This is a genomic window from Burkholderia sp. ABCPW 111, assembly GCF_000773065.1.
In the GTDB taxonomy this organism is placed as follows: Bacteria; Pseudomonadota; Gammaproteobacteria; order Burkholderiales; family Burkholderiaceae; genus Burkholderia; species Burkholderia savannae.
In genome coordinates, this window is record NZ_JPWT01000092.1 from 1 (window position 1) to 22,209 (window position 22,209).

Annotated in this window: 15 protein-coding genes and 1 pseudogene; 9 read left to right on the forward strand and 7 right to left on the reverse strand. The window is 69.1% G+C overall.

The window, feature by feature from the left end:
• Both X946_RS21475 and X946_RS21485 read left to right on the forward strand, forming a co-directional pair.
• Positions 1 to 187, forward strand: a pseudogene (locus tag X946_RS21475) (histidine/lysine/arginine/ornithine ABC transporter ATP-binding protein); the annotation flags it as partial.
• Between the two features lie 782 nt (positions 188 to 969).
• On the forward strand, positions 970 to 2,058 hold the full coding sequence (locus X946_RS21485; RefSeq protein ID WP_038751802.1) for a porin: 1,089 nt from the start codon (positions 970 to 972) through the stop codon (positions 2,056 to 2,058).
• A gap of 334 nt (positions 2,059 to 2,392) precedes the next feature.
• Here X946_RS21485 and X946_RS21490 read toward each other — a convergent pair whose 3' ends face one another.
• Both X946_RS21490 and X946_RS21495 read right to left on the reverse strand, forming a co-directional pair.
• A complete protein-coding gene (locus tag X946_RS21490; protein ID WP_004193987.1) occupies positions 2,393 to 2,731 on the reverse strand; it encodes a P-II family nitrogen regulator in 339 nt (112 codons plus the stop codon).
• 60 nt (positions 2,732 to 2,791) lie between these two features.
• A complete protein-coding gene (locus tag X946_RS21495) occupies positions 2,792 to 4,495 on the reverse strand; it encodes an NAD+ synthase (RefSeq protein ID WP_038751727.1) in 1,704 nt (567 codons plus the stop codon).
• 155 nt (positions 4,496 to 4,650) lie between these two features.
• On the opposite strand from X946_RS21495, the gene X946_RS21500 reads away from it, so the two are divergent.
• The 3 genes from X946_RS21500 to X946_RS21510 all read left to right on the forward strand — a co-directional run bounded on the left by X946_RS21500 (position 4,651) and on the right by X946_RS21510 (position 8,678).
• Positions 4,651 to 5,829 carry a GNAT family N-acetyltransferase gene (locus tag X946_RS21500; protein WP_038751730.1) on the forward strand — a complete coding sequence of 393 codons (1,179 nt, stop codon included), beginning with the start codon at positions 4,651 to 4,653 and terminating at the stop codon, positions 5,827 to 5,829.
• A gap of 755 nt (positions 5,830 to 6,584) precedes the next feature.
• A complete protein-coding gene (locus tag X946_RS21505) occupies positions 6,585 to 7,979 on the forward strand; it encodes a DHA2 family efflux MFS transporter permease subunit (RefSeq protein ID WP_038751733.1) in 1,395 nt (464 codons plus the stop codon).
• Between the two features lie 102 nt (positions 7,980 to 8,081).
• The gene (locus tag X946_RS21510; protein WP_038751735.1) at positions 8,082 to 8,678 is read left to right on the forward strand and encodes a GIY-YIG nuclease family protein; all 597 of its coding nucleotides are present in this window, start codon (positions 8,082 to 8,084) and stop codon (positions 8,676 to 8,678) included.
• Between the two features lie 58 nt (positions 8,679 to 8,736).
• On the opposite strand, the gene ppa is transcribed toward X946_RS21510, so the two are convergent.
• Complete coding sequence (gene ppa / locus X946_RS21515; protein ID WP_038751738.1) at positions 8,737 to 9,264, reverse strand: inorganic diphosphatase; 528 nt, start codon at positions 9,262 to 9,264, stop codon at positions 8,737 to 8,739.
• A gap of 160 nt (positions 9,265 to 9,424) precedes the next feature.
• On the opposite strand from ppa, the gene X946_RS21520 reads away from it, so the two are divergent.
• The 3 genes from X946_RS21520 to X946_RS21530 all read left to right on the forward strand — a co-directional run bounded on the left by X946_RS21520 (position 9,425) and on the right by X946_RS21530 (position 13,108).
• The gene (locus X946_RS21520; RefSeq protein ID WP_038751741.1) at positions 9,425 to 10,864 is read left to right on the forward strand and encodes an aldehyde dehydrogenase family protein; all 1,440 of its coding nucleotides are present in this window, start codon (positions 9,425 to 9,427) and stop codon (positions 10,862 to 10,864) included.
• A gap of 110 nt (positions 10,865 to 10,974) precedes the next feature.
• Positions 10,975 to 11,733 (forward strand): SDR family oxidoreductase, encoded by a 759-nt coding sequence (locus X946_RS21525; RefSeq protein WP_038751805.1) that lies wholly within the window; start codon positions 10,975 to 10,977, stop codon positions 11,731 to 11,733.
• Between the two features lie 67 nt (positions 11,734 to 11,800).
• Complete coding sequence (locus tag X946_RS21530; protein ID WP_038751743.1) at positions 11,801 to 13,108, forward strand: MFS transporter; 1,308 nt, start codon at positions 11,801 to 11,803, stop codon at positions 13,106 to 13,108.
• Between the two features lie 108 nt (positions 13,109 to 13,216).
• Here the strand turns inward: X946_RS21530 and X946_RS21535 are convergent, their stop codons facing one another.
• The 3 genes from X946_RS21535 to hemC are packed head-to-tail and all read right to left on the reverse strand — an operon-like array spanning position 13,217 to position 17,377.
• Positions 13,217 to 14,407 (reverse strand): heme biosynthesis protein HemY, encoded by a 1,191-nt coding sequence (locus tag X946_RS21535; protein WP_038751746.1) that lies wholly within the window; start codon positions 14,405 to 14,407, stop codon positions 13,217 to 13,219.
• A gap of 4 nt (positions 14,408 to 14,411) precedes the next feature.
• Positions 14,412 to 16,394 (reverse strand): fused uroporphyrinogen-III synthase HemD/membrane protein HemX, encoded by a 1,983-nt coding sequence (gene hemDX / locus X946_RS21540; RefSeq protein WP_038751749.1) that lies wholly within the window; start codon positions 16,392 to 16,394, stop codon positions 14,412 to 14,414.
• Entirely contained in the window at positions 16,394 to 17,377 is a 984-nt protein-coding gene (hemC, locus tag X946_RS21545) for a hydroxymethylbilane synthase (protein WP_038751752.1), read from the reverse strand. Before hemC ends, hemDX begins: the two co-directional genes overlap by 1 nt.
• A 332-nt stretch (positions 17,378 to 17,709) precedes the next feature.
• On the opposite strand from hemC, the gene ppc reads away from it, so the two are divergent.
• Positions 17,710 to 20,694 carry a phosphoenolpyruvate carboxylase gene (gene ppc / locus X946_RS21555; RefSeq protein ID WP_038751757.1) on the forward strand — a complete coding sequence of 995 codons (2,985 nt, stop codon included), beginning with the start codon at positions 17,710 to 17,712 and terminating at the stop codon, positions 20,692 to 20,694.
• A 643-nt stretch (positions 20,695 to 21,337) separates the two neighbouring features.
• On the opposite strand, the gene X946_RS21560 is transcribed toward ppc, so the two are convergent.
• A complete protein-coding gene (locus tag X946_RS21560; RefSeq protein ID WP_038751760.1) occupies positions 21,338 to 22,093 on the reverse strand; it encodes a class I SAM-dependent methyltransferase in 756 nt (251 codons plus the stop codon).
• Between the last annotated feature and the right edge of the window lie 116 nt (positions 22,094 to 22,209).

Genomic DNA, 22,209 nt, shown 5'->3' on the forward strand with positions numbered 1-22,209 from the left:
GAAGCTCGCGGAGGAAGGGCGCACGATGATCGTCGTCACGCACGAGATGGGCTTCGCGCGCAACGTGTCGAACCACGTGATGTTCCTGCACCAGGGGCGGGTCGAGGAAGAAGGCGCGCCCGCCGACGTGTTCGGCAACACGAAGAGCGAGCGCCTGAGGCAGTTCCTGTCCGGCAGCCTCAAGTAAGCCGCCGAGCGGGCGCGCCGTGCGGCGCACGCCCCGCCCGCGCCACCGTCTCGTCACGCCGCATCCGGCTCGAACTCTTTCGCGGCATCCGCGGGCGCTTCGCTCGCGAACGCGCGCAGCGCGTCGCCCGCGAGCCGGTAACGCACCCACTCGCTCTGCGCGCTCGCGCCGATTCCCTCGTAGAAACGGATCGCGGGCGCATCGACCGCTCGCGCACGCTGACGCCGGCTCCGCCGTGCGCCGCGTCGCAAACGGCGAAACGGCGAAACGGCGGCCGCGCGCCCGGTCCGCCAGCCGCGTTTTCATTACGGATTCCTGACGCAATCGGCGCCGGCGCTTCTAACCGCACGAATTTCCAGCGTCAATAGTGGCAATCCTTGACCCATGCCCCCGGATTCCGTGCGTGCCTTGACGGGCAAGGGATTCGGCCGCGTTGACGAAAGTCGTCCGGCGGTGCCGCGCACACATATATGGCGATTTGGCGACACGTGCTAGTCAAACAACGATTTTCGTCGCCACAAAAGTGTATTTTTGCTAAATTAGTAACCAAAGTAGCAAAACGAAAGTCATGAAATGTAGTTTGACTTCATGACGACAGGAGACCCCGGCAAGGCCAATCGGCCGCACGGGCCCGCAAAACGGCACTCCCGTTCGCTTCGCTCAAGTGCGTCGCCCATCCGGCCTGCACGCGGTCTCTCTGGTTACCCCATTTTGTCCGGCACGCAAAGCCGGACAGGTTGCGCAGTTCTGGGTTGACTTTTTGACAGGGTATGGAGGAGATGATGAAGAAAGTTATGCTCGCGGCAGTACTGGCGACTGCCGGAGTGGCGGCTCACGCTCAAAGCAGCGTGACGCTGTACGGCCGTCTGGACGCCGGCATCGAATACATGAACGGCCTGCCGAGCGCGAACGGCGGCAGCACGAGCCGCTGGCGCGCGGAAAGCGGCGACTGGGGCACGAGCCTGTGGGGCTTGAAGGGCTCCGAGGACATCGGCGGCGGCAACAAGATCGTGTTCCAGCTCGAAGGCAGCTTCGACACGATGAACGGCAACGGCCCGGGCGGCGGCAGCCTCTGGAATCGCTGGGCGACGATCGGCATCTCCAACGACGCATACGGTACCCTGCTGCTCGGCCGCGAGCTCGCGATCGCGAACGGCGTGTGGGACTTCGACCCGTTCGGGCAGTCGTCGTGGTCGACGGCGTCGCTCGTGCGCGGCCGCAACTGGAACAAGACCAGCAACAACATTTCGTATCAATCGCCGAAGCTCTACGGCTTCGACGTCTACGGCCAATACGCGTTGTCGAACGCGACGAACTGGAACGGCAACGGCTCGACGAGCCAGGGCCGCAGCGCGGGCCTGCAACTGACCTACACGACGTCGCTCTTCCAGATCCGCGGCCTCTATGACGAAGCGCGCGATCCGGCCAACGGCAAGCTCGACGACGTGTTCAACTACTCGCGCGAATACTTCGCCGGCGTGAACGTGTTCCTCGGCCAGTTCAAGCTGCAGGCGGCGTACCAGGCATCGCACGCGGACGGCGGCCCGGCCGTGAACAACGGCATCACGACGACGCAGCAAGTCTGGGGCGGCGTGACGTGGCAGGCAACGCCCGCCGCCGCGCTGATCGCGGCCGTCTATCACGTGAACGCGAACCACGGCGGCGGCAACGCGAACATCTACACGGTCGGCGGCTCGTACAACCTGTCCAAGCGCACGCTGCTCGACGTGCAGGTCGCGACGGTGCGCAACAGCAAGACCGCGAACTTCGGCCTGAACGCGAACCCGGCCGGCACCGACATCTCCACGGGCAACCCGAAGTTCGGCGGCAACCAGACGGGCGTGTACGCCGGCATCCAGCACCTGTTCTAAGCACACGCGCTGGATCATTCGAACCGATAGTCTTTTCACGCTGCTGCGAGAGGCGCGTACCGGTGCGATACCTTGGGGTGTCGCACCGTTTTTTTTATTTGTGTCGCGTGCGCGGATACGCATGAAAGCGCATGGCGCGCTGCGCGGCGTATGTTGCGCGATCGGCGCGCCGGCCGATATCCGCGCGGCGCGGCGTCGAACACCGTGCGCGCGTTGCAAGCGTTATGGGCGCTGCGGGCGATACGGGGATGCGCGGGCGAACTCCTCGGCGGCGACCTCGCGCGGCCGAAGCCGCCCGGCCCCGCCGCACCGGCGGCCGCGCGCATCCGGGGCGTCAAACGGCCGCTTCGTTCTCCTCGCCCGTGCGAATCCGGATCACGCGCTCGACGTCCGACACGAAGATCTTGCCGTCGCCGATCTTGCCGGTGCGCGCCGCGCCGATCACCGCGTCGATCACCTGATCGACGAGATTGTTCGCGACGACCACTTCGATCTTCATCTTCGGCAGGAAGTCGACCACGTACTCGGCGCCGCGATAGAGCTCCGTGTGCCCCTTCTGACGGCCGAAGCCCTTCACTTCCGTCACGGTGAGCCCGGTCAGGCCGACTTCGGCGAGCGCCTCGCGCACTTCGTCCAGCTTGAACGGCTTGATGATGGCGGTGATGCGTTTCATGATGTGCCCCTTGCGTCGAATGAATGAAAGTCGTCCGCCGATTCTACGCCGCGCGCCGCGTCAGTCGATGCTCTCGGTGAAGCGCGACGTGATCGGATAGCGCCAGTCGCGCCCGAACGCGCGATGCGTGACGCGAATGCCGACAGGCGCCTGGCGGCGCTTGTACTCGTTGATCTTGATGAGCCGCGTGACGCGCTTCACGTCCGCCTCCGAATAGCCTGCCGCGACGATGTCCGCGAGCGGCCGGTCCTCTTCCATGTACATCCGCATGATCGCGTCGAGCACGTCGTACGGCGGCAGGCTGTCCTGGTCGGTCTGATTCTCGCGCAGCTCCGCGGACGGCGCGCGCGTCAAGATCCGCTCGGGAATGATGTCGGGCTTGCCGTACTCGGCCGCCGCGTTGCGGTAGTGGCAGAGCCGGTAGACGAGCGTCTTCGCGATGTCCTTGATCACCGCGAAGCCGCCCGCCATGTCGCCGTACAGCGTGCAGTAGCCGACTGCCATCTCGCTCTTGTTGCCCGTCGTCAGCACGATCGAGCCGAACTTGTTCGACAGCGCCATCAGCAGCGTGCCGCGAATGCGCGCCTGGATGTTCTCCTCGGTCGCATCTTCCGCGCGGCCCGCGAATTCGGCGGCGAGCGACGCGCGGAACGCGTCGAACATCGGCGCGATGGCGATCTCGTCGTAGCGCACGCCGACGCGCCTGGCCATGTCCGCCGCGTCGGTCGTCGAGATGTCGGCCGTGTAGCGCGACGGCATCATCACCGCGCGCACGCGCCCGGCGCCGAGCGCGTCGACCGCGACCGCGAGCACGAGCGCCGAATCGACGCCGCCCGACAGCCCGATGATCGCGCCCGGAAAACCGTTCTTGCCGATGTAGTCGCGCACGCCGAGCACGAGCGCGCGATACACCTGCGCCTCGACCGAGAGCGCCGGCGCGATGCGCGCGGGCAGCGGCCGGGCGCCGTCGAATTCGACGATCGCGTGGCCTTCCTCGAACTGCGGCATCTTCGCGACGAGCTCGCCCGCGCCGTCGAGCACGAACGAGCCGCCGTCGAACACGAGCTCGTCCTGGCCGCCGACGAGGTTCACGTAGACCATCGGCAGGCCCGTCTCGCGAATCCGCGCGCGCAGGATGTCGATGCGCACCGCCTCCTTGTTCATGTGATACGGCGAGCCGTTCGGCACGATCAGCACCTGCGCGCCCGCGGCCTTCGCGAGCTGCGCGGCCGACGCGTGCCACACGTCCTCGCAGATCACGACGCCGAACTTCACACCGTTCAGCTCGAACACGTACGGCGCGGCGTCGGTCGCGAAGTAGCGCTTCTCGTCGAACACCTCGGTGTTCGGCAGATCCTGCTTCCGGTACGTGCCGACGACCTCGCCGCCGACGATGAGCGACGCCGCGTTGTACGTGTCGACGGGCGCGACGCCGCGCTCGATCGCGCGGTTTGCATTACCATCGGCGCTTGGCGCGCCCGCGCCGGTCCCGCGCAGCGGATGGCCGACGAGCACCGCGAGCCCCGTGAGCGGCGCGAGTTGCGCGGCGAGCGCGGCGAGCGCCGCGTCGGACGCCGCGTAGAACGCGGGACGCAGCAGCAGATCCTCGGGCGGATAGCCCGACAGCGCGAGTTCCGGCGCGATCAGAAGCTGCGCGCCGGCGTCGTGCGCGGCGCGTGCGGCGGCGACGATCTTGGCGACGTTGCCGGCGAAATCGCCGACGGTGACGTTGAGTTGGGCAAGTGCGATACGGGTCGTCTTCATCACGGGATCAGCGCGGCCTCCTCGGGCCGCGGCGCGAACAGCTTTGATCAAACGCACGGCCGGCCGGCGCGACAGCGCGCCTGGCCGACGGTGCAAACGGGTACGAACGGGTACTGACAGGTACAACCGGCCACTAAAGAAACGGATTCGGATCGTTGAAACACGAACGCTGCGATTATCGCATGGGCATCCTGTCGTCTCCGCTCGACGCAAGCGCCGCGGAGTGGGACGCGCTCGTCGCGCGCGCGCCGCGCCCGACGCCCTTTCTGAAACACGCCTTCCTGAGCGCGCTGCACCGCGCGGGCTGCGCGGTCGACGACACCGGCTGGACGCCGCGCTTCGTCACGCTCGCGGACGCCGCGACGGGCGCGCTCGTCGCGGCCGCGCCCGTCTATGCGAAGCGCCATTCGTATGGCGAATACGTGTTCGACTGGGCGTGGGCCGACGCATACCAGCGCAACGAGCTGCCGTATTACCCGAAGCTGCTGTGCGCGGTGCCGTTCACGCCCGTGCAGGGCAGCCGGCTCCTCGCCGTCGACGACGACGCGCGCCGCCGGCTCGCCGCGACGCTCGTCGCGCTCGCCGAGCAGAGCGAGGTGTCTTCGCTGCACGTGCTGTTTCCGACCGAAGACGAGGCGCGCACGCTCGCCGACATGGGGATGATGCTGCGCGAAGGCGTGCAGTTCCACTGGCTCAACGACGGCTACCGCGATTTCGACGCGTTCCTCGGCACGCTCGAGCAGAAGAAGCGCAAGAACATCCGCGCGGAACGCCGCAAGGTCGCGCAAGCGGGCGTCACGTTCCGGCGCGTGCGCGGCGAGGACGCGACCGACGCGGATTGGCGTTTCTTCGCGCGCTGCTACCGCCAGACGTACCGCGAGCACTTCTCGAGCCCGTATCTGACTCTCGATTTCTTCCGCGAGATCGGCGCGACGATGCCGGAGAACCTGCTGCTCGTGATCGCCGAGCGCGACGGCCGGCCGATCGCGAGCGCGCTCGCCGTGTACCAGCGCGACGCGTCGGGCGGCGGCACGCTGTACGGCCGCTACTGGGGCGCGCTCGAACACGTGCCGTGCCTGCATTTCGAAACCGCGTACTACCAGTTGCTCGAATTCTGCATCGACGAGCGGCTCGACACGTTCGAAGGCGGCGCGCAAGGCGAGCACAAGCTCGCGCGCGGCTTCATGCCGACCGTCACGCGCTCCGCGCACTGGCTCGCGCATCCGGCGTTCGCCGACGCGGTGGGCCGCTTCCTCTCGCAGGAGGCGAACCAGATTCACGCCTACGTCGACGAGTTGCGCGAGCACAATCCGTTCAGGGACGGCGAACGCTGACCACGACGCGATGCCCGCGGCGTGCGCCTCGTCCCGCGGCCGGCAGTCGCGCGAGCGCGGCGCGCCGGCCTCCCAAACGGCATCGCCATTCATTTCCCTCAACAGGTTATGCGAGATATTTGATTATCATTCGTTCCAAATCGGAAATTGAAAGATTATTCGGTTGCACTATTCACACAAAAACCCCTAGACTTTCGGTGCGCTTAATGCGCACCGAAATAGAGAGAGGCGGATTTCATTCGCTTTCGTCCCTGTTTCTGATTTTCGGATTCGATATTCTGAAAATCGATAAAAACACTCATATTCCAAGGCCACCCGCTAGCTTCACCCTTCGGCGCACCGCCTGACGCGGTCGGAGAGGATGGGGAGACATTTTGATCTTTTGGTTGAGAATCTTCATGCGGATTATCAATTAGGAGTATTAAATGATGTCATTCCATCTGCCGATTCTAAACGGCACGCGCCGGCCATTCTTATCGCCCTATATCAGTCCCGAAACGCCGTTTGAAATGGCGTCTGCGAAACCAGCGCGGCGGCGCAAGCCATCGGGCTTCCCGCCCCCCGGCGCTCGCCGAGCGGCCCGCGCGGCGGGCGCCGCTCCGGCCGCCGGCCTGCCGCCCGCCACGCGCCTCGACACGCGCGCCCACTAACCAACGCCCCCGACGATCTCGGGCAAGCGCTGCGCGCCGCCCGAGGCGGCGGGGCTTGCGTCGCGCGCGCCAGGCGCGACGCACCCAACTCATCGGTCCGCGCTCATGCCCAACACCTCTTCCCGAACGACGCTGCTATGGATCGTCGCCACCGCGTTCTTCATGCAGTCCGTCGACACGACCATCGTCAACACGGCGCTGCCGTCGATCGCCCACGCGCTCGGCCAGGACGCGCTCTCGATGCACGGCGTCGTCACCGCCTACACACTGACGATGGCCACCCTCACGCCCGCGTCCGGCTGGCTCGCGGATCGCTTTGGCACGCGTCGCGTGTTCTTCGTCGCGATTGTCGTGTTCGCGCTCGGCTCGCTCTGCTGCGCGGCCGCGACGAGCGCGACGCAGCTCGTCGTCGCCCGCGTGCTGCAAGGCATCGGCGGCTCGATGCTGCTGCCGATCGGCCGGCTCGCGGTACTGCGCGGTGTGCCCGGCGACGAATACGTGGCCGCGCTCGCGTTCGTGTCGATCTTCGGCCAGATCGGGCCGATCCTCGGCCCAACGCTCGGCGGCTGGCTCACGCAGTCGATGTCGTGGTACTGGGTGTTCCTCGTCAACCTGCCGATCTGCGCGGTCGGCCTCGTCGCCGTCCACCGCTACATGCCGCGCGACGAGCCGATCGATCCTCCGCCGTTCGACTACACGGGCTACACGCTGCTGTCGAGCGCGATGATCGCCGGCTCGCTCGCGATCGACGCGTTGTCCGACGGCGGCTACACGGACTGGACCCTCGGCGTGACCGCGATCGCCGCGGCCGCGGCGATCATGTACGTCGCCCATGCGCGCCGGCGCGCGAATCCGCTCTTCCGGCTCGAACTCTTTCGCGAACCGAACTTCGCTGTCGGCCTCGCCGGCAACCTGGTCTCGCGGATCGGCATCGGCGCGACGCCCTTCCTGCTGCCGCTGATGATGCAGCTCGAATTCGGCTATTCTCCGTTGCGCTCGGGGCTCATGCTCGTGCCGGCCGCCATCGCGGGCGTGATCGCGAAGCCGTGGATCGCGCCGCTCGTTCGCCGCTACGGCTATCGCACGTTTCTGTTCGTCAACACGCTGATCGTCGGCGCCGTGATCGCGCTGTTCGCGGCGATCGGCCCCGACACGCCGCTCGTCGCCGAAATGGCGCTGATTGCGATCTTCGGCGCGATCAACTCGATTCAGATCGCGGCAATGAACAGCGTGACGCTGAAAGGCCTGCCGCACCGCGACGCGGCGAGCGGCAACAGCCTGTATTCGATGGTGCAGATGCTGTCGATGGGGCTCGGCGCGTCGGTGGGCAGCGGGCTCACGAGCCTGTTTGGCGAGCAGACCGGCTCGTCGCTGCTCGGCTTCAAGCTGAGCTTCGTTTGCGTCGGCGTGGTGACGCTCGTGTCCGCGGCGATCTTCCGGCGCATCCAGGAAGCGCCCGCGACGCGCACACGGCCCGGCCACGCGGTCGCGCACCGCTAGCCGCGCGACCGGGGGCGGCCGCCGAATGAACCGACGGGCGAATCGCGCGCTCGCGCCGCGCAATTTCTGCGACACTGGCGGCTTCGCATCACGCCGCCCTTCATGTCCTGGTATCTGTATCTGATCGAATGCGCTGACGGCAGCGTCTACACCGGCATCACGACCGACGTCGCCGCACGTTTCTCGCAGCACGCGCAAGGCAAGGGCGCGCGCTACACGCGCGCGCGCAAGCCGAGGGCCGTGCTCGCGTCGTTCGAGCTCGCCGATCGCTCGAGCGCGTCGCGCGCCGAATATTGGGTCAAACGGCTGACGCCGACGCAAAAGCGCGCGCTAGCGGGAGGCTCGCTCTCGCTCGCGTCGGTGCTGCCGGCCCCTGACGCCGGCGCGACACGCCGCGCGGACGGCGATTGCGCGACACCCGCGCCGGCAGCCGGCATCGCCGAAACGGCGACGGCCGAAGCCGCAACCGCAATCGGCGCGGCGATGACGACGGGCGGCACGGCTACCGCGGATCGCGCCGCGAAGCCGAAGAAGCCGAAGAAGGCCCCAAACGCGGCGAAAATATCGAAACAGACGGCGACCGGGTCTTCCGGGGCCCCGACGACTTCGGGAAGGAGAGCGGAACCCGCGCGCGCGCGTTCCGCCCGCGCGGCGGCCCCGCAGCGGACGCGCACCAAACAAAACCGCGCGGCCTCTTGACGAGACACGCGCGGTTTCGCGCAACCGGACGGCGCCGCGGCGAGCGCCGTCGCGCCGCTTACTTCTTGAAGTTCGCGACGCCTTCGGTGATTTCCTTGTGCGCCGCGTCGATGCCGTCCCAGCCCTCGACCTTCACCCACTTGCCCTTCTCGAGCGCCTTGTACTGCTCGAAGAAGTGCTTGATCTGATCCTTCAGGTACGCGGGCACGTCGTCGATCGACTTCAGGTTCGCCGTCATCGGGCAGACCTTGTCGTGTGGCACCGCGACGAGCTTCGCGTCGACGCCCGATTCGTCGGTCATCTTCAGCATGCCGAGCGCGCGCGCGCGGACGACCGAGCCCGCGAGCAGCGGAAACGGCGTGATGACGAGCACGTCGACGGGATCGCCGTCGCCCGACAGCGTCTGCGGAATGAAGCCGTAGTTCACCGGATAGCGCATGCCGGTGCCGATGAAGCGGTCGACGACGAGGAGGCCGAGTTCCTTGTCGGCTTCGTACTTGACCGGCTCGCTTTGCGCCGGGATCTCGATGATCACGTTGAAGTCTTGCGGCAGATCCTTGCCGGCCGGGACGTTGCTGAAGCTCATGAGCGTTCTCTGAAGTTCGGATGGGAATCGGGACGGATGGCGGCCTCGCGGGCGCCTCCGATGGAAAGCGCATTATAGCCAATCGCCCGATGGCGCTTGCGTCGCGTTCGGCCGATAATCGGCCAACGATCAGACACGGCCCGAGCAGCCGGGAGCGAGCATGGAAGAGGCGAAGCATTTCATCGCGGGCGCATGGGCGGCGCCCGCGGGCGGCGAGACGATCGCCGTGATCGATCCGTCCGACGGCGAGCCGTTCGCGCGGCTCGCGCGCGGCACGGCGCCCGACGTCGACGCGGCCGTCCACGCGGCCCGCGCCGCGTTCGGCGGCCCGTGGGGCGCGGCGAGCGCGGCCGAGCGCGGACGCATGCTCCACCGGCTGTCGATGCTCGTCGCCGCGTGCCGCGAGGAGCTCGCGCTCATCGAGTCGCGCGACACCGGCAAGCCGCTCACGCAGGCGCGCGCGGACGCCGACGCGCTCGCCCGCTATTTCGAGTTCTACGCGGGTGCGGCGGACAAGCTGCACGGCGAGACGCTCCCCTACCGCGACGGCTACACGGTGCTCACGCTGCGTGAGCCGCACGGCGTGACGGGCCACATCGTGCCGTGGAACTACCCGATGCAGATCCTCGGGCGCAGCGTCGGCGCGGCGCTCGCCGCGGGCAACGCGTGCGTCGTCAAGCCGTCGGAGGACGCGTGCCTGTCGGTACTGCGCGTCGCGGCGCTCGCGGCCGAAGCCGGGCTTCCCGCGGGTGCGCTCAACGTCGTGACGGGCTACGGCCACGAAGCGGGCGCGGCGCTCGCACGCCATCCGGGCATCGATCACATCTCGTTCACCGGCTCGCCGGATACAGGCCGCCTCGTCGCGCAGATGGCGGCCGAGCACCACGCGAGCGTCACGCTCGAGTTGGGCGGCAAGTCGCCGCAGATCGTGTTCGCCGACGCGGATCTCGACGCCGCGCTGCCCGTGCTCGTATCGGCGATCGTGCAGAACGCCGGCCAGACCTGCTCGGCCGGCAGCCGCGTGCTGATCGACAGGGCGGTCTACGAGCCGCTCGTCGAGCGTCTCGCCACCGCGTTCAACGGGCTGAAGGTCGGCCCCGGCCGCGCCGATCTCGACTGCGGGCCGCTCATCAGCGCGAAACAGCAGCAGCGCGTGTGGGATTTCCTGTCCGACGCGCAGCACGACGGCATCGTGATGGCCGCGCACGGCGAAGTCGTGCCGGACGCGCCCGAAACGGGCTTCTACCAGGCGCCCGCGCTGCTGCGCGATGTCCCGCACACGCACCGGCTCGCGCAGGAGGAAGTGTTCGGCCCGGTGCTCGCGGCGATGAAGTTCGCCGACGAGGACGAAGCGCTCGCGCTTGCGAACGGCACGCCGTACGGGCTCGTCGCGGGCGTGTGGACACGCGACGGCGCGCGCCAGATGCGGCTCGCGCGCCGGCTGCGCGCGGGGCAAGTGTTCGTCAACAACTACGGCGCGGGCGGCGGCGTCGAGCTGCCGTTCGGCGGCACCGGGCGCTCGGGCTACGGCCGCGAGAAAGGCTTCGAGGCGCTGTACGGCTTCACCGTGCTGAAGACGATCGCGCTCAAGCACGACTGAGCGGGCGCGCAATGCCGCACGGCACAGCGCGCGAGCGCGCGTCGCCGCCCGCCGTCGTCATGGCGGCGTTCGCGTTCGCAACGTTCACGACAAGATCCAGGAGACAATCGATGCGGTTGAGCGGCAAGACGGCCGTCGTCACGGGCGCAGGCTCGGGCTTCGGCGAAGGCATCGCGAAAACGTTCGCGCGCGAGGGCGCGTGCGTCGTCGTCAACGATCTGAACGCGGCGGCGGCCGAGCGCGTCGCGAGCGAAATCGCGCTCGCGGGCGGCCGCGCGCTCGCCATCGCGGGCGACGTGTCGCGCGGCGACGACTGGCGCGCGCTGCTCGACGCCGCGCTCGACGCGTTCGGCGGCGTGCACGTCGTCGTCAACAACGCGGGCACCACGCATCGCAACAAGCCGGTGCTCGACGTCACCGAAGCCGAGTTCGATCGCGTGTATGCGGTCAACATGAAGAGCCTCTTCTGGAGCGTGCAGACGTTCGTGCCGTACTTCCGCCAAGCCGGCGGCGGCGCGTTCGTCAACATCGCGTCGACCGCTGGCGTGCGGCCGCGCCCGGGCCTCGTCTGGTACAACAGCACGAAGGGCGCGATGATCACCGCGAGCAAGACTCTCGCCGTCGAGCTCGGAGCCGACCGGATTCGCGTGAACTGCGTGAACCCGGTGCTCGGCGAGACCGGCCTCACGGCCGAGTTCATGGGCGTGCCGGACACGCCGGAGAACCGCGCGCGCTTCATCGCGACGATCCCGCTCGGCCGCCTGTCGACGCCGCAGGACATCGCGAACGCGGCGCTCTATCTCGCATCCGACGACGCGGCGTTCGTCACCGGCGTGTGCGTCGAAGTCGACGGCGGCCGCTGCGTCTGAACGCGCCGCGCCGCCCGCCCGCGCTCCACCCCGCCTACCGCCATTCAAACGTGCCAGAGGAGACATCATGGCCAGCACCGCGCCGGCGTTCACGCCGACTCCGCCGTCCGCCTTCGAGGCGGCAACCTACCGCAAGGTCTCGTGGCGGCTCGCGCCGCTGCTGCTGCTCTGCTACGTGGTCGCGTATCTCGATCGCGTGAACGTCGGCTTCGCGAAACTGCAGATGGCGTCCGACCTGCATCTGTCCGACGCGGTCTACGGCCTCGGCGCGGGCATCTTCTTCGTCGGCTACTTTCTGTTCGAGGTCCCGAGCAACGTGATCCTGCACCGGGTCGGCGCGCGGGTGTGGATCGCGCGGATCATGGTCACGTGGGGCATCATCTCCGCACTGACGATGTTCGTGTCGACGCCCGCGATGTTCTACACGATGCGCTTCCTGCTCGGCGTCGCGGAAGCGGGCTTCTTCCCCGGCGTGATCCTCTATCTGACCTACTGGTATCCGGCGCACCGCCGCGGCAGGATGACCACGCTCTTCATGACGGCCGTCGCGCTGTCGGGCGTCGTCGGCGGCCCGATCTCCGGCTACATCCTGAAGACGTTCGACGGCGCGAACGGCTGGCACGGCTGGCAGTGGCTGTTCCTGCTCGAGGGCGTGCCGTCGGTGCTCGTCGGCATCCTGCTGCTGTTCGCGCTCGACGACCGGATCGCGAAGGCGGCATGGCTCGACGACGATGAAAAGGCCCTCCTCACGCGCAACATCGCGCTCGAGGACGCGCGCAAAGAAGACCTGCCGCTCGCCGTCGTGTTCGCGAGCCCGCGCGTGTGGCTGATGGGCCTCATCTATTTCTCGTTCGTGATGGGGCTCTACGGCGTCGGCTTCTGGCTGCCGACGCTGATCAAGTCGACGGGCGTGACCGACACGTTCTCGATCGGCCTGCTGTCCGCCGTGCCGTATGCGGCGGCCGTCGTCGCGATGCTCGCGATCGCGCACAGCGCGGACCGCCGCCGCGAGCGGCGCTGGCATCTCGCGATCCCCGCGGCGGCGGGCGCGCTCGGGCTCGTGCTGTCGGTCGTCTGGGCGCACGACACGATGCTCGCGATGCTCGGCCTCACGATCGCGACGATGGGCATCCTGACGACGCTGCCCCTCTTCTGGAGCCTGCCGACCGCGTTTCTCGGCGGCACGGCCGCGGCCGCGGGCATCGCGATCATCAATTCGGTCGGCAATCTGGCCGGCTTCCTGAGCCCGTACCTCGTCGGCTGGCTCAAGCAGGCGACCGCGTCGAACGACGCCGGGATGTACATGCTCGCCGGGTTCCTCTTGCTGGGCGGCCTGCTCGCGCTGTCGGTGCCGAAGGCGCTCGTCGACATCTGATTCGACGCGCGGCGCGCCCGTGCCGGCAAAAACGAAAACGGCGGCCACCAAGGCCGCCGTCTTCTTTGCGTCCCGCCCGCGCGCCGGGCGACGCCCCGGCGCGAACGCTCAAACAACCGTGATCGAGAGCGCGCTTTCGCGATAATGCTGCGCGGCCTTGTCGGTCTCGCCGAGATGCTCGAACAGGCGCGCAAGCGCGCGATGCGTGCGGATCTTGAGCGGCTCGTCGTCGGCGAGCTTCAGCGCCGATTCGAGGAACGACTGCGCCTTGCCCCACAGTTGCTGCTGCTGGCACAGCCGGCCGAGCGCGAACAGCAGGTCCGCGTCTTCCGGGCGTTCCCGGCGCCAACCCTCCGCCTTCTGGATCAGCGGCAGCGCGTCGGAGCCCGCCGTGTCCGGATAGCGGCGCAGCAGCCGCGCGTTCCAGTTGTGCGCGAGCGCGTCCTCGACGATTCGCCGCGCTTCCTGGCGGCGCTCGAGCGCGATCAGCAATTCGGCCGCGAGATCCGCGAGGCGCGGCGACTGCCGCTCGGCGGCCGACAGCGACTGCCACACTTCGAGGAGCGCGTCGGCGTCGTGCCGGCGATCGCGCAGCAGATGCTCGGCCGCCTGCTGGCGCAGACGCACGGCGGCGGCCGGATGCAGCGCCTCGCGCTTTTCGAGCGCCTTCGCGATCTTCAGCACCTCGCCCCAGTTCTTCAGTTGCTGCTGCGCGCGCAGCGCGATCTGCTGCGCATGGATGCGCTTGCCGCCCGACGCCTGCATCTCGGCGAGCGCGGCGAGCGCGCCCTCGGCGTCGCGGCCGTCCGCGCGCATGTCGGCCGTCGCGAGCAGGCGCGCGTCCTGCCATTCCTGCCCGCTCACCTTCGCGAGCCATTCGTCGCGACGCGCATACTCGTGCATCCGGTGCGTCGCCGCGGCGGCGATGAGGCTCGCCGCGCCCTGGTTCGCGTCGACCGCGAGCGCATCGCGCGCGGCCTTTTCCGCACGCGAGAAGCGGCCCGCGTACAGGTTCGCGAGCGCGTCGCGCAACGAGGCCTGCGCGCGCTCGTTGCGCATCCGCGCGCGATACGCGGCGACGCGCTGCGGCATCCGCCACACGTTGCGCACGATCCGCATCAGCGCATACAGCACGATGAAGGCGACGATGATCGCGAGCACGAAGAAGTTGAGCGACACGTCGACGCGATACGGCGGGTAGACGATCAGCACCTGGCCGGTGTCGAAGCGGCCGACCGTCGCGAGCGCCGCGGCGATCGCGAACAGCACGGCGAGCCAAATGATTCCACGCAGCGTCATGTCGTCAACCCCGGCTCTTGAACTGTTGAACCGCGTTCAGGCTCGTGTTGAGGTTCGGCACCGCGACCGTCAGCGACGCGGCGTCGACCTGCTTGAGCAGATCCTGAACGATCCGGGTGTCCTTCGACGCGCCGTCGAAGTAGCGCGCGACGGCCGCCTGCGCGGCATGCAGATCGGACTTCATCGCGCCGTCGTTGCGCGCGAGGAGCGACAGCCGCGCGCTCAGCAGGCGCAGCTTCACGTTCTCGCGCACGAAGTAGCCTTCCTCGGGCGACGCGAGCATCGCGTCCGCGTGGTCGATGCGGCGCACTTCGACGAGCGACTTCAGCTGCGCGCCGATGCCCGCCGAGAAGCCGCGCCACCACGCCTTCCAGCGCGGCTCGCCCGCCGCCGCGGCCGCCTGCTCGGCGTTCGCGGCGACGTCTGGCGTCGTTTGCGCGTGCGGCGCGATCGCTTCGCCCGCGAGCGGCAGCGCGTCGACCTTCCCGATCGCGTCGTCGAGCTTGATCGCGAGCCCGGTGAGATCCGCCGACGGCGCGGCCTTCAACCGTTCGATGTCCTGCGCGATCGCCTTGCGCACGACGACGGCCTGCGCGCTCTGCGACGACGCGAGCCGCGAATCGGCGTTCTGCAGCGCGATCAGCGCGAGCTGCGTGTTGCCCGTCAGCAGGAGCTGCTGGCTCGCGCTCGACAGCATCTGGCCGACTTCCTCGATCATCCACGCGTCGCGATTGCGCGACAGGTCCTGATACTGCTGCTGCAGCGCGGTCTGCGCGGTCTGCGCATCGGCGAGCTTGCCTTCGAGCTGCGACAGCTGCGAATCGGCCTGATGCACGCTCGCGAGCGCCTGATCGGTCTTCGTGCGGATCTCGGCCGTCTGCGCGTCGAGCGCCTTCTGCCGCTCGACCGCGTGCTGGTCGAGGCGATCGACCTTACGGTTCAGCGCATAGCCGCCGACGCCCGCCGCGGCCGCGATCACGACGACCACGAACCACAGCGCCGCGCTCGAGCCGCTGCGCCGCTCTTTCGTTTCAAACGGCGTAAACGGTTGATTCGGCGGCGCAACGGGGGCCGCGGCCGGTTTGGAAGAGACGTCTTTGGTATCGTTGGTGTCTGTCATGCGAGAAGGCATCGGAGCGGCAGTCGCCGGTTGATCGGCCTGATCGGCCAACGTACGAAACGCGCGGACGATGCGCTCATCGCCTGCGCCGGACAGCGTAATCCTATCAAAACCGAGTGCGCGCGCGGTCTCGACGATCCGCGGATGCGGCGCGACGAACTGCGCGTGCGTCAGCGCGTCGATCTCGGTCTCGTTCAAATGCTCGTGCGCGAGCTCGCGCAAATTGCGTACGCCTTCCGAGCTCGTCACGAGCCACGCGTGCGGCGCGCCCGACAGCAGCGCATGCACGCGCTCCCACGCGCCGATCGAAGGCTCCGGGCTCACGCGCCGATACGCGGCGACGAGCTCGACCTCGGCGCCCGCTTCGCGCAGCCGCTCGGCGAGCCATTCGCGGCCGCCGTCGCCGCGCACGATCAGCACGCGTTTGCCGGCGAGCTTCGCCTCGCCGTCGAACGCGCGGACGATCTCGGCGAAGAGGCTTTCGGAATCGTAGTGCGGCTCGCCGCCGCCGTCGTCCGGCTCGCGCGGCGCGATCACGCGATGCGCGCCCGCCGCGATTCCATGCCGCGCGAGCGCGGCGACGCTGCCCGGCCCGACCACGCCGATCGGCAGCGGATGCGGCCAGATCGCGCCGAGCCGCGCGAGCGCGTGATCGATCGCGTTCGGCGACACGAACACGACGAGCGCGTATGCATCGAGCCGCGCGAACGCGTCGGCGAGCGGCGCGTCGTCGGCGAGCGGCGCGATGTCGATGAGCGGAAAGTCGAGCACGTCGAGGCCCGCCGCGGCAAGCTGCGCGGCAAGCTCCGCCGATTGTCCGTCGGGGCGCGTGAGCACCGCCGTGAACGCGCGCGGCGCGCCCGCCATCACGCGCCGCCCTTTTGCGCGCTCGCCGCGACGAGCGCGTCGACGATCGCGCGCGCGCCCTGGCGCTCGAGATCGTCGGACACGGCGCGGCCGAGCGCGAGCGCGTCGGCGGGCGTCGCGGCGCGGGCCTGCGCGCGCGCGACGAGCACGCGGGCGCCGTCCGTCGTCGACACGCTGCCCGTCAGGCGCAGTTCGTCGCCCTGCCACACCGCATGCGCGGCGAGCGGCACCTCGCAGCTGCCGCCGAGCGCGCGCGACACAGCGCGCTCGGCCTCGACGGCGAGCGCGGTCGCGGCGTCGTGCAGCGGCGCGAGCCAGGCGGCGACGTCCGCGCGGCGCGCGGCGATCTCGATGCCGAGCGCGCCCTGGCCCGCGGCGGGCAGGCTGTCTTCGGCGTCGAGCAATGCGCGGATGCGCGCGGCGAGGCCGAGGCGCTTCAGGCCCGCGGCGGCGAGAATGATCGCCGCGTAGTCGCCGCGGTCGAGCTTCGCGAGCCGCGTGTCGAGATTGCCGCGCAGCGGCCGCACGTCGAGGTGCGGATGGCGCGCGCGCAGCATCGCCTCGCGGCGCAGGCTCGACGTGCCGACGACGGCGCCCGCGGGCAGTTCGGCAAGCGACGCGTAGTCGTTCGACACGAACGCGTCGCGCGGGTCCTCGCGGCTCATCACGGCCGCGAGCGCGAAGCCTTCGGGCAACTCCATCGGCACGTCCTTCAGCGAATGCACGGCGAGATCCGCGCGGCCGTCGGCGAGCGCGTTCTCGAGTTCCTTCACGAAGAGGCCCTTGCCGCCGACCTTCGAGAGCGCGCGATCGAGAATTTGATCGCCGCGCGTCGTCATCCCGAGGATTTTCACGTCGCAAGCTGGATATAATTTGCGCAGCGCATCACGCACATGCTCGGCTTGCCACATGGCGAGGCGGCTCTCGCGCGACGCGATCGTCAGCGTCGCAGGCAGCTCGGCCGAAAGAGTCTCGGAGTTCATTGCAGGGACATCGAAGGACGGGATTAGGAACGGACTATGGTAGCACGCGCGCCTTGCGCCTCCGCCCGCCGGACGGCCGGTGCGCGCGGCCCGCACGGTCTGCGTCAAGATCCCGAACGATCGTTCGGTTCGAGGCGGAATCCGGCGTCCGCACGCGGGCCCGGCCCGCAGTCGTCGCGTCGCTCGCCGCGTCGCCCGGTTTCGTCGTCCGACGAGGCCGCGCGCGACGCGCGTCACGCACCGTGCAGCGCGCGGCGCCGCGCCGCTTGATCGCGCTCGCTGTTGCTGGACCGCAGTTCCCGTTCACTCGTGCTTTCCCAAGGAAATCAATCGTGAAGTCTTCCGGATCGGCGCGCGCGACGCGCCGCAATGCTGTCTCGTCCTCCTACGCCCCGGCGACCGCCGACACCCCCGCCCGCCGCGCCGCGAAAACAGCGCGCAAGCCGAACGGCGCCGCCGCGCAAGCACTCGCGCCGGCGAACGCCGCGCACGCGAAACCGCAAGGCCGCACGCGCGAAGACAAGGACCGCCCGCTCTTCGAGGACATCCGCTATCTCGGCCGGCTGCTCGGCGACGTCGTCCGCGAACAGGAAGGCGACGCCGTGTTCGACGTGGTCGAAACGATCCGCCAAACCGCCGTCAAGTTCCGCCGCGAGGACGACAAGGCCGCCGCGCAGACGCTCGAGAAGATGCTGCGCAAGCTCACGCCCGAGCAGACGGTGAGCGTCGTGCGCGCGTTCAGCTATTTCTCGCATCTCGCGAACATCGCCGAGGACCGCCATCACAATCGCCGCCGCCGAATCCACGCGCTCGCGGGCTCCGCGCCGCAGGCGGGCACCGTCGCCTACGCGCTCGACAAGCTCAGGCAAGCGGGCGACGCGTCGCCGAAGACGATCCGGCGGTTCTTCGAAGGCGCGCTCATCGTGCCCGTGCTGACCGCGCACCCGACCGAAGTGCAGCGCAAGAGCATTCTCGACGCGCAGCACGACATCGCGCGGCTGCTCGCCGAGCGCGACCAGCCGCTCACCACGCGCGAGCTCGCGCACAACGAGGCGCTCCTGCGCGCGCGCGTGACGACGCTCTGGCAGACCCGGATGCTGCGCGACGCGCGCCTGACGGTGGCCGACGAGATCGAGAACGCGCTGTCGTACTACCGCGCGACGTTCCTCGACGAGCTGCCCGCGCTCTACGCGGACATCGAGGAGGCGCTCGCCGAGCACGGCCTGCCCGCGCGCGTGCCGGCGTTCTTCCAGATGGGCAGCTGGATCGGCGGCGACCGCGACGGCAACCCGAACGTCACCGCCGCGACGCTCGACGAAGCGATCAACCGCCAGGCCGCGGTGATCTTCGAGCATTACCTCGAGCAGGTGCACAAGCTCGGCGCGGAGCTCTCCGTGTCGAACCTGCTCGTCGGTGCGAGCGACGCATTGAAGGCGCTCGCGGCCGCGTCGCCCGACCAGTCGCCGCACCGCGTCGACGAGCCGTATCGCCGCGCGCTGATTGGCGTCTACACGCGGCTCGCGGCGAGCGCGCGCGTGCGGCTCGGCGAAGGCGCGGTGCCCGTGAGAAGCGCGGGCCGCGGCGCCGCGCCCGTGCGCGCGACGCCGTACGCGGACGCCGAGGAATTCGTCGCCGACCTGCGCGTGCTGACCGATTCGCTCGCCGTGCATCACGGCGAATCGCTCGCGGCGCCGCGCCTCGCGCCGCTCATGCGCGCGGCCGAGGCGTTCGGCTTCCATCTCGCGAGCATCGACTTGCGGCAGAGCTCGGACATCCACGAAGCGGTGATCGCCGAGCTGCTCGCGCGCGGCGGCGTCGAGCCCGACTACGCGGCGCTGCCCGAAGCGGACAAGCTGCGCGTGCTGCTCGCGGCGCTGGCGGACCCTCGGCCGCTGCGCTCGCCGTATCTCGACTATTCGGACCTCGCGATGAGCGAGCTCGGCGTGCTCGAGCGCGCGCATGCGATCCGCGCGCAGTTCGGCCCGCGCGCGGTGCGCAACTACATCATTTCGCACACCGAGACGGTGAGCGACCTCGTCGAAGTGCTGCTGCTGCAGAAGGAGACGGGCCTGTTCGAAGGCACGCTCGGCACGCCGCATGCGAACGCGCGCAACGGCCTGATGGCGATCCCGCTCTTCGAGACGATCGCCGACCTGCGCAACGCGCCCGACATCATGCGCGAGTTCTTCGCGCTGCCGGGCCTGGGCGAGCTGCTCGCGCACCAGGGCCACGAGCAGGAAGTGATGCTCGGCTATTCGGACAGCAACAAGGACGGCGGCTTCCTCACGTCGAACTGGGAGCTCTATCGCGCGGAGCTCGCGCTCGTCGATCTGTTCAGCGAGCGCGGCATCAAGCTGCGCCTCTTCCACGGGCGCGGCGGCACGGTCGGCCGGGGCGGCGGCCCGACCTACCAGGCGATCCTGTCGCAGCCGACCGGCACGGTGAACGGCCAGATCCGCCTGACCGAACAGGGCGAAGTGATCGCGAGCAAGTTCGCGAACCCGGAGATCGGCCGGCGCAATCTCGAGACGGTCGTCGCCGCGACGCTCGAGGCGACGCTCCTGCCGCACAGCAACGCGCCGAAGCAGTTGCCCGCGTTCGAGGCGGCGATGCAGACGCTGTCGGACGCCGCGATGGCCGCTTACCGCGCGCTCGTCTACGAGACGCCCGGCTTCACCGACTACTTCTTCTCGTCGACGCCGATCACCGAGATCGCCGAGCTGAACATCGGCAGCCGGCCCGCGTCGCGCAAGCTGCAGGACCCGAAGAACCGCAAGATCGAGGATCTGCGCGCGATTCCGTGGGGCTTCTCGTGGGGCCAGTGCCGGCTGCTGCTGACGGGCTGGTACGGCTTCGGCAGCGCGGTGGCCGCCTATCTCGACGGCGCGAAGGACGCCGGCGAGCGCGCGAAGCGCGTCGCGCTGCTCAAGAAGATGAACAAGACCTGGCCGTTCTTCGCGCATCTGATGTCGAACATGGACATGGTGCTCGCGAAGACCGATCTCGCGGTCGCGTCGCGTTATGCGCAGCTCGTCGCCGACAAGAAGCTGCGCAAGCACGTGTTCGAGCGGATCGTCGCCGAATGGCACCGCACGTCGGACGCGCTCGCCGAGATCACGGGCAGCGGCGCCCGGCTCGCCGCGAATCCGCTCCTCGCGCGCTCGATCAAGAACCGCTTCCCGTATCTCGATCCGCTGAACCACTTGCAGGTCGAGCTGATCAAGCGGCACCGCGCGGGCGACACGAACGCGCGCCTGCGGCGCGGAATTCACTTGACGATCAACGGGATCGCGGCCGGGCTGCGCAATACCGGCTGAGCGCTGCGCGGCCTTGCGCGCGGGCGCCGCCGTGCCGTGCGCGAGGCTCGCTTGCCGACGTCGAAACGGTGACGGCCGCGCACGTGCGCGGCCGTTTTTTTGCTCGGGGCGCTTGGTTCGCCGGACGGCTTTCGCGCGGCTGGCGCCCTGCAATCGGCGTGTGGGGCCGGCGCTGTTCGGTCACGTGCCGGGAAGGAACGGCGCCGCGCGAGGGGCGCGCCGCGCGGCTTTCTCGCGTGCTCGGGCTTGACGTCGCGCGGCTCCGCGCGCCGAGGATTCGGCGTATCGCGATCTGCGTATCGCGTTGCACGCTTGGTTCGGTTCGGTTCGGTTCGGTTCGGTTCGACTCGGCTCGGCTCGGCTCGGCTCGGCTGGGCTGGGCGCTCGGTGCTCGGTCTGGGCTCCCAGCTCCCAGCACTCGCTTATCGGTTATCGGTTATCGGTTATCAACGCTCAGATCTCAACGCCCGGCACCGCGTTCCCAGCAATCGACGCGCGCCGCGCAGGGTGCCCGGCGCCTCGACATTCCGACATTCCGACATTCCGACATTCCGACATTCCGACACTTCGACACTTCGACGCCTCGCCGTCCCGGCTTCCCCGATCTCCCAGCGCCCCGCCCATCCCCCGCCCCGCCGCCGCGTCAGCGCGCGTCGATCATCACCGCATCGAGCTCGAACGAGCCGTCCGGCCGCACGTCGAAGTACGCGCGCACCTCATCGGGCGCGCCCGCCCACAGCGCGCGGATCGCGTTCGCGCGCACGTCGGGCGTCCTCATCCGCGCGATCCAGCCGTCGAACGCGATCGGCAGGCGCCAGCGCGCCCGCACCCGCGCCGCGAAACCCGCCTGCGCGAACGACGCGAGCCACTCGTCGACGCGGTAATCGCGCACGTGCGACGCGTCGCGCAGCACCTCGACCGCCTGGAGATGCGTGTCGACGAGCGGATGATCGGCGCCCGCGATGTCGACGAACAGCACGCGGCCGCCCAGCTTCAGCACACGGCGCGCGTCGGCGAGCGCGCGCGGCACGTCGTGCCAGTGATGCGCGCTCATCCGGCTCACGATCCAGTCGAACGACGCGTCGGCGAACGGCAGCCGCTCCGCCGCGCCCTGCTCGACCCGCACGTTCGCGAGGCCGCGCTCGCGCGCCGCGGCTTCGACCGTCGCGAGCATCTGCGGCGCGAGATCGTACGCGACCACCTCCTTCGCGCCGCCGCGCGCGGCGGCGAAGCTCGCGTGGCCCGCGCCGCAGCCGAGATCCAGCACGCGCGCGCCGGGCGTCCCGGCGATCTCGGCGGCGAGCGTGTCGAGATCGGCGCCCGTCGCATGGACGGCGCTCGTCAAATAGGCGGATGCGGTCGTGCCGAACGCGTCGGCGACCTGATCGTGATGTTTCATGCGCTGACTCCTTGTCGCGTGGGGATCGCAGACGGCCGGCCGACTGCATCGGCCGCCGTGAGCCGCTACAATAGAACCCGATTTGTACCGGTACAAGACAATCGATTATCCTGGTA

Excerpts from the sequence above, each read along its gene's own strand:
- X946_RS21485 (WP_038751802.1), top strand. The coding sequence starts at position 970 with ATGAAGAAAGTTATGCTCGCGGCAGTACTGGCGACTGCCGGAGTGGCG.
- X946_RS21490 (WP_004193987.1), bottom strand. The coding sequence starts at position 2,731 with ATGAAACGCATCACCGCCATCATCAAGCCGTTCAAGCTGGACGAAGTG.
- X946_RS21495 (WP_038751727.1), bottom strand. The coding sequence starts at position 4,495 with ATGAAGACGACCCGTATCGCACTTGCCCAACTCAACGTCACCGTCGGC.
- X946_RS21505 (WP_038751733.1), top strand. The coding sequence starts at position 6,585 with ATGCCCAACACCTCTTCCCGAACGACGCTGCTATGGATCGTCGCCACC.
- X946_RS21510 (WP_038751735.1), top strand. The coding sequence starts at position 8,082 with ATGTCCTGGTATCTGTATCTGATCGAATGCGCTGACGGCAGCGTCTAC.
- ppa (WP_038751738.1), bottom strand. The coding sequence starts at position 9,264 with ATGAGCTTCAGCAACGTCCCGGCCGGCAAGGATCTGCCGCAAGACTTC.
- X946_RS21520 (WP_038751741.1), top strand. The coding sequence starts at position 9,425 with ATGGAAGAGGCGAAGCATTTCATCGCGGGCGCATGGGCGGCGCCCGCG.
- X946_RS21525 (WP_038751805.1), top strand. The coding sequence starts at position 10,975 with ATGCGGTTGAGCGGCAAGACGGCCGTCGTCACGGGCGCAGGCTCGGGC.
- X946_RS21530 (WP_038751743.1), top strand. The coding sequence starts at position 11,801 with ATGGCCAGCACCGCGCCGGCGTTCACGCCGACTCCGCCGTCCGCCTTC.
- X946_RS21535 (WP_038751746.1), bottom strand. The coding sequence starts at position 14,407 with ATGACGCTGCGTGGAATCATTTGGCTCGCCGTGCTGTTCGCGATCGCC.
- hemDX (WP_038751749.1), bottom strand. The coding sequence starts at position 16,394 with ATGGCGGGCGCGCCGCGCGCGTTCACGGCGGTGCTCACGCGCCCCGAC.
- hemC (WP_038751752.1), bottom strand. The coding sequence starts at position 17,377 with ATGAACTCCGAGACTCTTTCGGCCGAGCTGCCTGCGACGCTGACGATC.
- X946_RS21560 (WP_038751760.1), bottom strand. The coding sequence starts at position 22,093 with ATGAAACATCACGATCAGGTCGCCGACGCGTTCGGCACGACCGCATCC.